This is a genomic window from Lysinibacillus sp. NPDC093216, from assembly GCF_050280325.1.
GTDB lineage: Bacteria > Bacillota > Bacilli > Bacillales_A > Planococcaceae > Lysinibacillus.
On record NZ_JBNNVB010000016.1, the window covers coordinates 107,238 to 122,164 of the forward strand.

Genomic DNA, 14,927 nt, shown 5'->3' on the forward strand with positions numbered 1-14,927 from the left:
CGAAACGGAAAAGTGAGGTCATAATATAAAAGTTCATTTCTAAAGCATCAATTTATGGGTATAAAAATTTAAAGTAAGTTGATTTAGATTTTAACCGATTAGTAATATTTATAGGGGAGAATAACAGCAGCAAAAGTAATTTATTAAGAGCATTTACATTCCCATTCGTAAATAATGAAATAGGCGCTGTAAATAAAAATCTAGGTTGGAATGAGATTAACAATGATCTTAAAAGAAAATACTTTGATTTTATTGAAGCTAACCTAGATAGAATCAAAAATGACAAAGTTTCTGTGGAGAAATTTCAAGAACAGATACCATAAAGGAGCTAGAGATTTTAAATGATTACATGCCACATATGCAAAATAGCCATCTATATAGAAAAATTTTCAAATAGATTTCCATTCTTCGTACGTACCGAAAGGATGCATATTTTTATTATTTCGGGCTTACAGAAGATGTATTAATTGTATATAAATTAGATTGTTTAGTTAGAAGCACGAAGGAGCTATTACCTTTACAGAACAGTTATAAGAAAAGCGAGTAGATTTTGATTTTGAAGATAACTTAGGTGACGAGAATACATAAGAGATTTAACGAACAAATACAACTTGAACTCTGGGAAAAGCAGCTAGGTTTTAATTGGTATAAGTAATATAGAACTTAAAAATTTACGTTTATTTCTTTTTTTGTAATATAATAAGAGAATAGATACGGATTAATGAATTAGAGGTGCTATAAATGAAGTTTATAAAAAATAGATATAAAATTTTAAAAAAGTTGAACGGTGGCAACATGTCAAATGTCTATTTATGTATAGATTTTGATAAAGACCAAGAGACGGTAGTGATAAAAACTTTTGAATGGAATAAAGAAGAATCTAGTGAATTAAACAAAGCTTTATTCAATAGGGAACTAGAGAATTTAGAAAAACTTCAAAATAAAAATATTGTTAGTCTTCTAGAAAAGGGTATAGACGTAGAAAATAAATTAAACTACATAGTTTTAGAGTACTTTAGAGGTGATTCATTAAGTGACGTTATATACAAAGGGGTATTTAGTGAAAAACAAAAGATGAAAATCATTCTAGATATTTTAGAAGGATTAGATTATGCGCATTCTAAAGGTGTTATTCACAGAGATCTTAAGCCTTCTAATATACTAATAAATGAGTCTAATCAGATAAAAATAATCGATTTTGGGATTAGTAAATTAAAAGATAGTATATATAAAGATTTTACAGTAAAAAATTATTTAACACCAAAATATGCTTCACCAGAGCAAAGGTTTTTAAAAAATCTAGATTTTAGAAGTGATATATATTCAATAGGGATAGTAATTACCGAAATTTTTTTAGAAAAAGAGTTTGAATTCGAAGAAAATATTATTGAATATGTTAAGCAAAGTGGATTAGAAGAGCACTTTAAAAATTTACTTTTAATCATGATTGATGAGGAAGTAGAAAATAGAATTGGTACAGTAAGTGAACTTAGAAGTAAGTTTCAAGCATTTAATAAAAGGGAAACCAAATTATATGGAATAGGATTTGCTGATTCTGTAGTTAAAAGGCTTTGTCAGTTTGGATATTTAGAAAATGAAAGTCGTAGTGAGGCTAGTAAACTAATTGCTAATGATTTAAATAAATCCTTAATTTACATGGATAATGATAATAATTTGAGAAGTGATCAAAATACTTATAAGGTGTATGGCAAACAATATGAATTTAAGTGTGTTGTTGATAAAAGAACCGATAGTACATTTACTATTATAAGTATATATTTCCCTAATAAGTCGCAGCACAACAGTAATAAAGAGTGGGCGATTATTCATGAAGGAGAATTTGAAGTCTGTGTTAGTGTAACTAAAGATAATGACTTTGATAATATTCATGACTTAATTTCTAAATTTGAATTTGAATATAGAGCGAAAAAATTAAAAAATGATCAAGAAATTAGTGAAAAGAATAGTATTCAGAGATGGGAAAAAGTTCTTCGTATTTTAGAAGAAGACTTAGAAGAGAACAAATCTACACTGCAGTACCGTCATTTTGAAGTGGATTCTTTAGGGGAAAAGATCATTATAGAATTAAAAAATGAGCTTTCAGAAAAAGTGTTTGATGATGAGCAGTTACTCTGTATGACTTCTGTACATAATATTAATAGAACAAAACTAGCTGGTTATTGTATTGATGCGGATGGAAATAAACTTGTTGTTCAATTGAGTAAGGATGCAAGTCCAGATGATTTTGCTAAGTCTGGAGAGATTTCTATTGATAGAAGAATGATAGAGACGGCACTTAATAGACAAAAAAAAGCACTAAAATCGATTCAATATAGAGAATTAAATAATCCTAGAATATCGGATATTTTATTAAATCCTGAACAAGCTATGTATTCAGATTTATATATAGATTTAGAATATGCTAGTGAAATGGATGATTCTAAACAAAAAGCTGTTGAAAAAGCAATGCTGGCAAAAGATATGTTTATTTTACAGGGACCTCCTGGTACCGGTAAAACTACTTTTATAAGCGAACTAGTAAATCAGATTTATAAGGAGAATCCAGATAGTAAAGTTCTAATTTCTTCTCAATCCAATGTTGCTGTTGACCATGCCTTAAATAAAATTAAAGATATGTTGCCTAATTTATCTATGCTACGTATAGGTAGAAAAGATAAGCTATCTTTAGGTGCGGAAAAATATATGATTGAAGAGCAATTATCTGAATTGATAGAGAGTATAAGAAAGAACAGTTTGGAATATATAGATAATCTAAAAAAACAGATTAATATGGATGGAGCGTTAATAGACAAATACGAAAAAATTTTGGAAATCGATCGTTTGAAAGAAAATATTGAAGTTATTGATACAAAAATTTTAGATACTCAATCTAGGCTTGATGTGATTGTAGAGAGTTATGAAGAACTAAAAAAATTAAATTATGAGTTAGAGAAGATAACGCATGTACTGAATAAAGAAACAAAACAAACTGATGATATAGAACTAAATGATATTGCGAAAACATTCAAAGACAACTTTATAAGTTTTGGTAATAAATTTTTAACGAATTTAGACAGAGCTAAGAATTTATCTGTTGATAAAATGGAGATTGAAAATTCACTCATTGAAACCATGTATAAAGCTGATGAAGTTAATCAGGAATTAAAGGAAGCGTATTCATATTTAGAAATAGAAGATGTAGAACAATTTTATAGTCTAAAAGAAGAAGTCAATTTAACTATGAAGGGAAATCAGGAAGAGCTAGAGTTTATTTCTAGAATAGAAAGCATTCAGAACGAATGGTTTTCACGTATTGGTTCAGATGAAAAATTACTAGATGTTTTAATAAAGAAAACAAATATAATTGGTGCTACCTGTTTAGGGATTTCTAGCCTTTCGTATAATAGTGAGATTGTTTTTGATTGGGTAATTATAGATGAAGCAGGAAGAGCTACTGCGCCCGAATTGCTAGTACCTATAACACTTGGCAAAAAGATTGTCTTGGTAGGCGATCATAAGCAGTTACCACCCATTTTAGATAAAAATATACAAAAACTAGACTTACAACAAGCAAACATTAAATTAAAGGACTTAGAAAAAAGTCTATTTGAAGAATTAATGTTAAATATCAATAATAATTGTGTTGGCAGGTTAGAGCAGCAGTATAGAATGCATCCAGCTATAGGTAATCTAGTGAGTAAAGTATTCTACGAAGGAATGTTAGAATCTAAGACAACTGTAGCTAAAAGAAATCATGGTATTTCAAAATGGGATGGGAAAGGTGTTGTATGGCTTACAACTTTTAAGAGTCCTAAAAGGTTTGAACAAATTATTAAGAGTAATTCACATCAGACGTATCAAAATGAATTCGAAGTTAATATAATCTTTGACAAACTTTTAGAAATGGAAGTAGAATACGCTTCAAAAAAACTATATAAAGATGTTGGAGTAATTGCGGGTTATCAAGCTCAAAAATCTCTAATTAGAAAAGAATTTGAAACGAAATATAAAGATAAACTTAAGTTCTTAAATGTAGAAATTAATACTGTAGATGCCTTCCAGGGAAGAGAAACAGATATAATTTTTTATAGCATCGTAAGAAGTAATGATAAGGGGAAAATAGGATTTTTAAGTGATGCAAGACGTTTAAATGTAGCTTTATCGAGAGCAAAAGAATTATTAATTATTGTAGGTGATCACATTTCAGTAACTAAGGAATCTACTACTTTTGATAATTTAGAAAATCCTTTTTTAAAAGTATATGAATATATTAGTTTAAATGAAAGTATTTGTACTTTAGAGGAGGTATTATAAATGATTGAAAAATTAGCTGAGAAATATAAAGATTCCGTTCCTGAAGGTAAATTGGTTAAATATGTTTATGCTGCTTTTCCTGTATATAAAATCCACCTGAATATAACACTTTTGAAAAAGAAAGATATAGGTATAGTTGAAGAATTCATACTAAAACTATTGGATATTAATATCAATGAAATCGATAAAATGTCAAATATTTTAGGTATAGAAACTAGACTTATAACAGATTCAATTGCAATGCTATTTAAGGATGATTTAGTAGTAATTTTAAATGACAGACCTAAGATATCAGACAAAGGAAAAGATATTTTACGCAACTCAAAATTAATTGTCCCAGAGCAAGTAAGTTTTCATTTTCTAATAGATGGATTTACTGGAGAAGCATTGCCTCATAAAGCTTCTTATACAGCCAAAGAAGTAAAAACAAAAGATTTTCATGTATTATTACCAGATAAAGAAATACCTAGTACAAATGAAATCGCATTTAATGACATCGCTCGATTAATAAAAAAACATAAATCAGAATTTCTTGATGACACATTTAATGGAGATTTAATTTCTATTAATAAGATAGAAAAATCCTACACTATGTATAAAAAAAGAAGTTTACTTGTTTTTTTAGATAAAAATAATAATTTAGATGTCAAAATATTCGATGGTCTTGATAGAGAAGTTGAGTATGAAAACATATTATTAAAAATGCAAGAGTCTGGAATTTCTCAAATTCCACTTGATAAAAAAGGAGTAATAGACCAAGTTGAGTTTAATAAAGAATTAACTCAATTAGTGACGGAAGAAGTAATTAAACAGGCTGCAGCAAACACTACAGAAACTAAAAATACAAAACTAAAGGAGTTTGCCGTAACTCGATTAATTTTAGAGCATGAAAATATTTTGAAAAATCCAGATGACTTACCTGAAGAGGAAGTCTATTCAAAAACTCAAGAAATAAAAATGCTTAGGAAACAATTGGATGAAATTAAACTTAATAAAGAAAATAGTACTAGATTCATCGAGACTTATGAACATAGATCTATTCTTATAAATGCGTTAAAGAAATCAAAAAAAATGGTCGTTATTTTATCTCCGTGGATTAAATTTAGTGGTTTTGATACTGAGCTTCAAAATGAAATAATTAATTCTTTAAAACGTGGAATAAGAGTAATAATAGGGTATGGTATAGCTGAAAAAGACGACAGTGACCCTAGAGCGATAGAAAAGTTAAACAATATGAAGAAACAAACATATGGAAAGAAAATGATTTTCAAAAAATTAGGTAATACACACGAAAAAGTCTTATTGGTTGATGGGGAGTATGTAGTAATTACTAGTTTTAACTGGCTTTCATTTAGAGGTAATCCAAATTGGGGATTCCGTCAAGAATCAGGGCTTTATACTGAAAACGAGGAAACAATTAATCAAGTAATTAATAGTATAAATGATAGAATGGTAATTCAAATTGAAAATTATTTAAAGTAAATAGAATATAGTTTTCATTATTAAGTTGCTCCACAAGCACTTCACGCGGAGCCTCAATGTCTATCTTTATTAACTCGTTAATTGGGATCATTCAGGGGCTATTTTATAACAAAAAAAGCATGGTAGCCGTGAGCTTTCCGAAGTAAGAACACGTAAAATCTTACTCATTGCTAATACCATTGCCACTTCAAGTAATATCATTTACGTAGCACTATCACAAGACTTAAAAAAGCTTGATATTGATGGATTATTAGTGACAATTTACCACATTATTTCAGATTAACGCTTCATTTCAAAAATCCAACAAGAATTTATTGTTGAGAAATTCAATGAAAGCTTAGATGTAGAAATAGAAAAACTGAATTGCATTCTGCACGCGCATTTATAATCTAGAATCTTCCCATCATAACTCGGTTGATATGGAAGATTTTTGTTGGTTGGATAACAAGAGTAGTGTAGTATAAGGTCATTCACAAGGCCAGCTAGTGATATCCCATCTTATACCATTAGGACTGTTGAATTTGTTTCAGGTAAAAAGCTTCACTACGATGAAACAGAATTTTTCCGTTTGGAAGATTTATTGATTTACATCTTCGAAAACTTGCAACGACAGGCTCAAATAAAACGAAACGATTAGCACAACAACAACCAACGTCAGTATAGGTTTCAAACGGTATGTTTACCCATGTCGTTTCCCTACTAAAATTTATTTCATTTTGTCGAAAGATTTTTCTTGAATATTCAAAAATAATTAGATAGATTGTCTGACACGCTGTGTTTTCCAATCGAATTTTAAAATATTAAAGGTGGTTATTTATCATGGTGCAAGAAACAACAACAGCTGCAAGCAGTAACGATACAGTTGATATAAAATCCCTGCTTGAACAGGGTTACACGATTGTCTGCGATACGAATATCTTTTTAAATTTGTACCGTTTATCGCCTGACTATGCTTCTTTTGCATTAGATTGTATGCGCGAAGTTCAGGATTATATTGTGATACCCTCAACGGTGAAGCTTGAATTTAAACGAAATTTCGCAAAAGAATTCACTCAACGAAAAAATACATTAGATCGCCTCACAGATGAACCGAAAAAACTTATTGAAAATCAACGTGAAAAGCTTAAAAACAATTTTAATACACTTGTGAAGAAGCAATTTCCTGATGCCGAGCAAATGATTGAAGAAATCGATGAGGCTTATGATAATTTATCAGCGATGATAACGAATTATTTTGATGAGCGCAGTATTCTTTCGTTGTTAAAGGATAGTTGGGAGAACGATGTGGTAGAATCATTTGTGAATGAATTAGTGCAAGCACAAAAAGTGATGTGTGAATTTACAACGGAAGAATTGTACAACATTTGTTCAGAAGGTGAAACTCGTTACAAAAGGAAAACGCCACCAGGTTTTGAAGATGCCAAAAGTAAAGACGGTATCCGTAAATACAGTGATTTGATCATGTGGAAAGAAGTTATTCGCTATGCTCGTGACAATCAATCGAATATTATTTTTGTCACAGATGATATTAAGGCAGATTGGTGGGACACAACAAAATCGCCATTTGAATTTTTACCGACACTTGTAAGTGAGTTTGAAAAAGGAACAAAGCTCCGTACCACTTCAAATGACGGTATAACAGGGCTATCAATGAAAATCCAACCCCTTACTTCGACAGATTTTTTTGAAAGCGTTTCAACAAGTTTAGCTGTTACGAAATCCGACCTTGTGGAACAAGCCTTACTCCTTACAGACGATGATTACATTGACAATATTCAGCAAGATGCCATGGCGTTTATTCATGAGGAGTTGCCTTATTCGGAACATGAATATATTGAGGAGTCCATTTTGGTGTTTGTTGGTTCAGACGGTATCGATGTTTGGTCCGTTGATACGTGTGAATTTGATAGTTACATCATGCATGAACGTGAACAAAATGAAATTACCTATCATTTGTTATTCCACGTAGAGGCGAGCACATCTTCCTATGATTATTTGGGAAAAGATTATGACACGAAGGAATTGATTCTTTCGAATCCAAATGAACACGAAGTTGCTGGTACAATATGTGTCGAAGTGAAACGAAACGTGAATCATTTATTAAATTTTGTTGATAATAGAGATTATGAATCGATGATTATCCTATCAGCTGATTTTGATGGAGTGAGCTATAGCGAACGCGATGATGAGTACAAAGACGAGATGCAAGTGCCTGATACATACAGCAAATGCGGAAGTTATGGGCCATTTTAACGATGAAGGTAATAGATATTGTACTAATTGTTCAGTCGATTAATCCGCGTGATAAAAGGAGCTTGTAAATGCAGGCTCCTTTTCTTGTTGACTAACAGCTTGGATAATATACAGTTTTTGTTCGTTTAACGCTTTGCTTTTTTGATTTAATAGATGAGTTAGAAAGCACATCGCACCATATTCATCAGTTGTTGTAAGTAGAGCATCAGAAAAGTTGTCGTTTACGTTCACCCATTTCACAAGCTCTCCAGTAGGGATTATTATTTCGAATATTATTTTTATTTAATTGCTTACCCTGTGAAAACAGTTTTTGATTTCCCTACGATCAATCGGGTGGATAGGATTGCGCAATTCCAGCAAACATCTACTTCTTTTATAGTGCCATACCAAGAGATCTTTCAAGAAGGCGAATTCCCAAACGCGTGCAGTTAATGTATACGTTGAGTTGTTAAATGTGAAGTTCAGATTTACTGGCCCTTCACCACAAGCTGTACTCGATCGCTTACTTACTTCAAAGATAGTAAAAAAGCTAGATGATGGCTTGATTTTTGAAGCTGATGTGTTTGGAAAAGGGATAAAGATTTCGTTGTTGAGTCAGGCGGAATTTGTTGAAGTGCTAGAACCGAAAGAACTGAGAGATAGATTTGCGAAAGTTAGCAAAAAGCAATCGAGGAAGCCTCGAATTTGATTGCTAAAGCGACTGCTAGTGAACGGCATTTGGCAAAATGTACGGCTCTAACAAAATTCATAGCCAAGGAAGAATCACACACGTGGTTCTTTTTTTGTTTGTATTATAAGCCACAATTCCTATATTATTGATGTAACACTAAATATAAAGGATGATTTTATGGTAGTAATTAACTTTTTTGAAATCACGGATAAAGAGGGCGCAGCACAGGTGCTAGCCGATTATTTTGAGTTAAAAGCAGAGGACGTATTTTTTGAACTGAACCCTACTTCACCAGACAATTACAAGGCTTTGGACTTCATCAAACGTTTTTCAATTGATTTAAACCGTGCCTACCAAGAGGCGACGAAGATTAGTTGTCGACACCTAACGACAAGTGACAATCAATTGGCCTCTATTTTTCAACGGGGCATGCTCAATTTAAAACAAATGCTGGAACAAGATACCCCGCTCCGCGCCTTTTTACATAAACACGGTATTGAAATTAACGTGGACGAAGCATGGATTTCCTATGACGGCAAACGATATCCGATTTATAAATACAATGCGAAAGAAAGACATTGTCTTATTAATCCAGCGAATGATTGTAGTGAGTACGGGGATTGTGGTTACTGTAATGCGAATTCTTCTTTACATAGCAAGCTTTATTTCGATAAATGTGAGATTGAAGCCTTTTTAGATGCAGATATAAAAGACATTGAGGGCTATTCCATTGTAAGTAATGCACCAGAAATCCTATTAACCATTGAAAATCTCATTAAATATTACACGGCCAAAAAGCCACTATTACAAGATGCTTGGCGTAATCGACCAAACAATTGCGGGTACATATTGGAATTTGATGTAGCCATTGAAGCCTTTGAGCCGATGACAACAAAATCGTACGACAGCTACTGGAATATACAAGAATTAGCTGAACTAATGGGGTACAATGAATGGGATTTTGAAGACGACCTTGTAAAGCCCGAGTTTACAAACAATCTATTTCTTATTCAAAACCTATTGAATAAATTCTATGGATATCGGGCGCGTGAATTTGGGCAAATCCTTCCACAAACCGTGATTCCGGGGAATACGATACGTGTCATTAAAGAAAAACCAATCCAGGTGTATTAAAAATCGAATAGTTAAGCGGGCAAAAAGTCGGGAATAAAAAGAGAAGAAGTATCGTATTTAGACCAACTGTTAATTAATATTTTATCTGCTGCATATATGTTGTCAATTGCAGAGGCTTTTGCTGTGGATAATGACGCACTACGACTTACTTTGCCAGAAGTAGAAAATATTCTATGTTGGCAAAGGACGTGGCAATCGTTTTAAGGAGTTCCATCAGCGAGCATACGAAGCTGAAAAAATCCGTAAAAAGTTTGAAACAGATAGTCGTTTTGTTGCTACGGGGTTAACTGAAGATGAAGCGATTGAATTAGAAAGCAAAGAGATAACTCGTATTTTAAATGAAACCATTGATAGATTAACGAATCGTCATATCCCTTTGTTTACAAAACGTGGTAATGGCTATGATCGCAGTCCTAGTACACCCAAAATACAGTTTGAAACGGCGCCAGTTTTATATGCCTGTGAAATAGAAGAACATTATTTTGGTATAAAACACCGTGCTTTCAATGAAGTTCAGTACGAAAATCTTAAAGCTGTCGCCTTTATTACACGTAGTATGCGTGATGAAATTAGTATTATATATGGTGGAAATTTAGAAAAGTATAAAGATGAGGTTACAAACACGTTAATAGCGAGTGGAAATAAGTTGCTAAAAAGTAAATTTGCTAAATCTGTAACGGCATGGATATACATTGGTGATGATTACGTCACGAATTACAATAACGATCAAGAGAAAGCCTTAGTGGAATTAGGACGTCATATTCCAACGTATCATTTGATTGATGTATGGAAGCATTTAAAGAATAAGTTCGGGGAATTTTCATCTGTTACTAAAGAGAAACCAGTAATCAATGCTATTCATAATCGTGTACCGTTAAAAGATATTAAAAATCTAAATAATTAGGAGAAAGGCTTTGATAAAGGTTACCCTTATTACGAAGAAGGTGATAAAGAGCGCAAATCCGGCAACATTTTAAGAGCTATAGAATTATTCGATAAGGCACGTTTTAACGGATATAATGCACCAGCCCTTTATAATTCTTATGCGATTGCTTATCGTAAACTAAAAGATTATGATAATGAAATTGCTATTCTTGATGAAGCAATTGAACGTTTGAAATCTGAACAAGGTAATAATGAAACACGTATTATGGAATTTAATTAGCGCCGTGCAAAAGCATTAATATTAAAGTGTAAGTAACTAAAATACTAAACATTAGCTCAGATTAACAAACTGTAAAGGTGTTTAGGTATATTGCGTCTTTTGCTGGGATTAGAAAATAAAAAAACAATATGCTACACTTAACACTAGGAAATACAACATGCTGGAACATCTAGCCTAGTTATAATCAGCAAAACGTTTGACCTAACCCAAGTTTTAAAAGAAATGAAAATTTATCGAATGACCTCCTATTAAAACCGCGCCAACAGTTTTAATTAGGAGGTCATTTCCGTTTACGATAAAAATAAAGCCGTATTCGCATTTTATTTGTCACAACTCAAACTCAAATAACATTAAATAAGATCAATCTTAAATTTACAATGGAACAATAAAATCACTTACATATGATAAAATATAAATAGCCCTAATTTTATAAGAGGTGGTCTTTCTAATGGAAAAAGATACGAATATAGAAAACATCGAGGACGAGCAAGTAGTTGAGCTTGTTGATGAAATAGATGAAGAAATTATGCCTGTTATTTATCGATTATACGATAATACTTTAAAAGATTTGTAAATAGATGAACTACGAAGTAATATTTATGAAATTTGAATAGCTGTTTAAATAACCTTAGTTTCCGTTTATACGGAAGCTTGGTTTGGATTTCTGATTGTCGAATTATTCGTGTAAATAATATGAAATGTAGATTTACCTAATATTCAATAAAAATATACATAAGAGAAATACATACTCACAAGCGAGTGAATTCAGTGGAAGGAAATATTAGCTTTAGGTGGTGATTTATCTGGTGTCACTAAACTTTATTAGAAGCATGCTGTATTTTTAGCATGCTTCTTTTTGTAGATATTTTGATAACTCAGGCTACATTTTTTGAATGAAGAACCCCCAATCTATAGTTTATTAACATGTTGCTTATTTCTCTTGCATATATTTGAAATAGGAATAGTGAGGGGGAATGGATCTAATGGAAAAGATAATAACAGCTTTGATAGTAAGACCAAACGAGAAACCAGTATTAAAAGAAATTTTAAACTGCGAAGATGAGATAGCAAGAATAATTGAAATAAATAAAGAAAATTTAGGATGTATATATATGAAATCATCTTATATTTATTTCCCCTTATTTCTTAATGGGAGTTATTGTATTGAAACAGGCATTTTTCCAAGTACGATTGTTTTATTGAAAAAAAATGATTATTCTATGCCAGATTCAAATCTGATTTTAAAAGTATCGCATATGACTGAAAAAAGTGCATTTACCTTTTTAAAGGAAATTAATATAGAAGCAAATGAATTGAAAGATGAACGATTTTTTATCCAAAATAGCACAGATGTAATAGATTTTATAATAAATCGTGTTTTACATAATAAAAAAATTAGCTCTAACTCAAAAGCTTTACTAGTATTTATTCAAAGGTATAACTTTGAGATTACAATGTCTCAAATTGTTGAACATTTTAAAGAAGATATTGGTATTATTGAACAAGGAATAAAAGATTTAATAAAGTTAAATCTGCTTGTTGAAAAACAATTGGAGGAATCTAAAGACAGATATTTCACATTAAGTGCTGGGTGTATAGATGAGGCAGAACAACTTTTAAAAGAGTTAACAAATACTACATCAGAACCAGTTGTTATTTCTAATATCAAGTCACAATGCAATGATGGTTGTAAAGAGGAAATGGATAACTCAAAATTGAATCAATATAAAAAAACTGATGATGAGGATTCCTTCCTTCAGGATGCAATTGAGCTAGTTATTAAAGAACAAACCGCTTCCGTTTCAATGTTACAAAGAAAATTTAGAATTGGTTATGCACGAGCTGCTAGATTAGTTGATACATTGGAAGAGAGAGGTGTTGTTTCTTCACCTGATGGTAGTAAGCCTCGAGAAGTATTAGTAAAGGATCTTAAAGATATCCTAAATACCATAGTGGGATTAGAATTCACTAATAAGTAGTGAAGGGCAGAGGTTTAGTCTCTGTCTTTTTTACTGTACAGGGAGCATATAAGTCAATCCCTGTTTGCCTTAATTGACACGATGAATGCTGCATCAGAAAAAGAATGGTACTTACTTATCAATAGAGCAATTGAGAGAGCGTCTTGAGCAATAAATATACTAAAACCCAATATGACTGCAATTAACAATAGGAAAAGTAACTTTTGAACAAGCACAAACGCAATCGCCTCCTTACAACTTAATTCGAGTAACACTGACCGATTCACCATCACAGGGTGTAGATGTTTACAAATATAGAACATGAAGAAAATTTTTCAATTATACAACTTAATAAACATTCTGAAGAGTAAATATTGTTCAAATTTTACTTAAGGCTTTGTTGAGGTAGGACCATCATTTTGATGGTCTTTTTTATGGTTTAAACTAGTGAAAAATATGAAACTTCAAGAAATAAATAATTTAGATAGTATATTTTTCTATCTTCCTGTCAACATTGCTAATATCAAATATTTGAAGGGGAGATGGAATATGTTTAACAAAAGATTTAATCCGAAAGACATTGAAAAGTTCAACGAATTACATCAAGTACAGGGACTCAGTTTAAGAGAAATAGCGCAACAATACAACACAACTCATGGAGTTATCAGAAGGTATTTAGTAAGTGCAGGCTATACTTACAAGGCAAGAAAGTATCCTTTAAACGAAGAGTTTTTCGAAAAGTTAGATTCGTTAGAAAAGCTCTACTTCCTTGGTTGGATTTATAGTGACGGTCACTTATTTTCATATGAAGAAAAAAATCATGCTGGTTTAAAAATTAAGATTCAAAAAAGAGATGCCTATATTTTAGAGTACCTCAAGAATTTAATTGAATCGGAAGCTCCAATTCAACCTGATTATACAAAGGGAAGGGAATATTCAAGAATCACATTTGGCAGTAAAATCATTTACTCGGATTTATTAAAATATGGTCTAGAGAATCAAAAAACCTTTAAACTTAAATACCCACTAGAACAGGCTTGGGATCACCGTCCTTTTATTTTAGGGGTATTTGATGGAGATGGTTCAATTAGTATTAAAAAGTCTACAGGGATGCCACAGTTAGCTTTTAGCGGCACCCAAGCAATGATGATGCAAATAAAGAATATTTTAGAAACGGAATTAGGCGTAAATCCAGTAACTGTACGTAAAAATAAAAACACCTATGCATTATCTTATGGTGGCCCCGCTTCTGTTCACGTTATTGCAAAATGGTTATATTCATGGGATCCCCCAATGTATTTAAAGAGGAAACGTGATTTAATCAATAAATGCCTAAGTCGTAATATATATGGTAAAAATGTTGTTTTATATAAATGCCCTGATTGCGGTAAAACTAGAACTTTTGAAAAAAGGAATATGTATCAATTGAAAAAGTACTTTTTCAAAAGTAAATTTTGTTCTCTTAGTTGTTCAGGGAAATTCTATCGAAAGTATCAATTGAATGGTTATAAATTAACACAGTCTATGGAAGAAGCCTTAAAAAGCAATATTCTTGGAACAAAAAAGGTATTTATCAAGAGTGCATGGGAAGAGATATAGGGAAGAGGAAACATAGGCTGAATTTTTACATGTTCCTCACCAATATTTCCTTATGGATACAAAGAATAAAAATTACTATGTAAGAGCATTGAAAAAGGATTTAAAGAGTAAAATATCAATAAATTCATTTGATTTTAAAGCTTAAATAAGTATAACCCCGTTCTAAATTTAGGACGGGGTTATCTAATCTTAAATAGAGAAAGAGAGGTATTATTTAAGATTGGTTCAGAAATCCACTTCAGTTTACATAATATTACTATAAATGCTAATTTAAATATGTACATTCCTGCTTGAATAACGATGTACAAAAATGCTCTTCCATTTCATACTAATACTGAGGTGTTAGTATGCA

General features: G+C 31.5%; 10 protein-coding genes. 9 read left to right on the forward strand and 1 reads right to left on the reverse strand.

Annotation, left to right across the window (positions count from 1 at the left end; translation table 11 throughout):
• Positions 1-741: 741 nt before the first annotated feature.
• The 3 genes from ACQKOG_RS17335 (at position 742) to ACQKOG_RS17345 (ending at position 8,049) form a co-directional block, all read left to right on the forward strand.
• Positions 742-4,314: an AAA domain-containing protein gene (locus ACQKOG_RS17335; RefSeq protein WP_427447600.1), complete on the forward strand. Its 3,573-nt coding sequence runs from the start codon at positions 742-744 to the stop codon at positions 4,312-4,314.
• Positions 4,315-5,796, forward strand: coding sequence for a phospholipase D-like domain-containing protein (locus ACQKOG_RS17340; protein WP_427447602.1), 1,482 nt, complete (start codon positions 4,315-4,317; stop codon positions 5,794-5,796). It begins immediately after the preceding gene.
• An 819-nt stretch (positions 5,797-6,615) separates the two neighbouring features.
• On the forward strand, positions 6,616-8,049 hold the full coding sequence (locus ACQKOG_RS17345) for a PIN-like domain-containing protein (protein WP_427447604.1): 1,434 nt from the start codon (positions 6,616-6,618) through the stop codon (positions 8,047-8,049).
• 39 nt (positions 8,050-8,088) lie between these two features.
• Here ACQKOG_RS17345 and ACQKOG_RS17350 read toward each other — a convergent pair whose 3' ends face one another.
• Entirely contained in the window at positions 8,089-8,289 is a 201-nt protein-coding gene (locus ACQKOG_RS17350) for a hypothetical protein (RefSeq protein ID WP_427447606.1), read from the reverse strand.
• A gap of 205 nt (positions 8,290-8,494) precedes the next feature.
• On the opposite strand from ACQKOG_RS17350, the gene ACQKOG_RS17355 reads away from it, so the two are divergent.
• From ACQKOG_RS17355 to ACQKOG_RS17380, 6 genes are all read left to right on the forward strand, one after another.
• Positions 8,495-8,737 (forward strand): WYL domain-containing protein, encoded by a 243-nt coding sequence (locus ACQKOG_RS17355; protein WP_427447608.1) that lies wholly within the window; start codon positions 8,495-8,497, stop codon positions 8,735-8,737.
• A gap of 159 nt (positions 8,738-8,896) precedes the next feature.
• On the forward strand, positions 8,897-9,853 hold the full coding sequence (locus tag ACQKOG_RS17360) for a hypothetical protein (protein WP_427447610.1): 957 nt from the start codon (positions 8,897-8,899) through the stop codon (positions 9,851-9,853).
• A gap of 376 nt (positions 9,854-10,229) precedes the next feature.
• Complete coding sequence (locus ACQKOG_RS17365; RefSeq protein ID WP_427447612.1) at positions 10,230-10,757, forward strand: hypothetical protein; 528 nt, start codon at positions 10,230-10,232, stop codon at positions 10,755-10,757.
• Positions 10,758-11,466: 709 nt separating this feature from the next.
• Complete coding sequence (locus ACQKOG_RS17370; RefSeq protein WP_427447614.1) at positions 11,467-11,592, forward strand: hypothetical protein; 126 nt, start codon at positions 11,467-11,469, stop codon at positions 11,590-11,592.
• A gap of 409 nt (positions 11,593-12,001) precedes the next feature.
• Positions 12,002-12,997: a DNA translocase FtsK gene (locus ACQKOG_RS17375; protein ID WP_427447616.1), complete on the forward strand. Its 996-nt coding sequence runs from the start codon at positions 12,002-12,004 to the stop codon at positions 12,995-12,997.
• Between the two features lie 528 nt (positions 12,998-13,525).
• Positions 13,526-14,575, forward strand: a complete 1,050-nt coding sequence (locus ACQKOG_RS17380) for a hypothetical protein (RefSeq protein WP_427447618.1) — start codon at positions 13,526-13,528, stop codon at positions 14,573-14,575.
• Positions 14,576-14,927: the final 352 nt, after the last annotated feature.

Coding starts and splice junctions, on each gene's coding strand:
- ACQKOG_RS17335 (WP_427447600.1), top strand. CDS start 742: ATGAAGTTTATAAAAAATAGATATAAAATTTTAAAAAAGTTGAACGGT.
- ACQKOG_RS17340 (WP_427447602.1), top strand. CDS start 4,315: ATGATTGAAAAATTAGCTGAGAAATATAAAGATTCCGTTCCTGAAGGT.
- ACQKOG_RS17345 (WP_427447604.1), top strand. CDS start 6,616: ATGGTGCAAGAAACAACAACAGCTGCAAGCAGTAACGATACAGTTGAT.
- ACQKOG_RS17360 (WP_427447610.1), top strand. CDS start 8,897: ATGGTAGTAATTAACTTTTTTGAAATCACGGATAAAGAGGGCGCAGCA.
- ACQKOG_RS17370 (WP_427447614.1), top strand. CDS start 11,467: ATGGAAAAAGATACGAATATAGAAAACATCGAGGACGAGCAAGTAGTT.
- ACQKOG_RS17375 (WP_427447616.1), top strand. CDS start 12,002: ATGGAAAAGATAATAACAGCTTTGATAGTAAGACCAAACGAGAAACCA.
- ACQKOG_RS17380 (WP_427447618.1), top strand. CDS start 13,526: ATGTTTAACAAAAGATTTAATCCGAAAGACATTGAAAAGTTCAACGAA.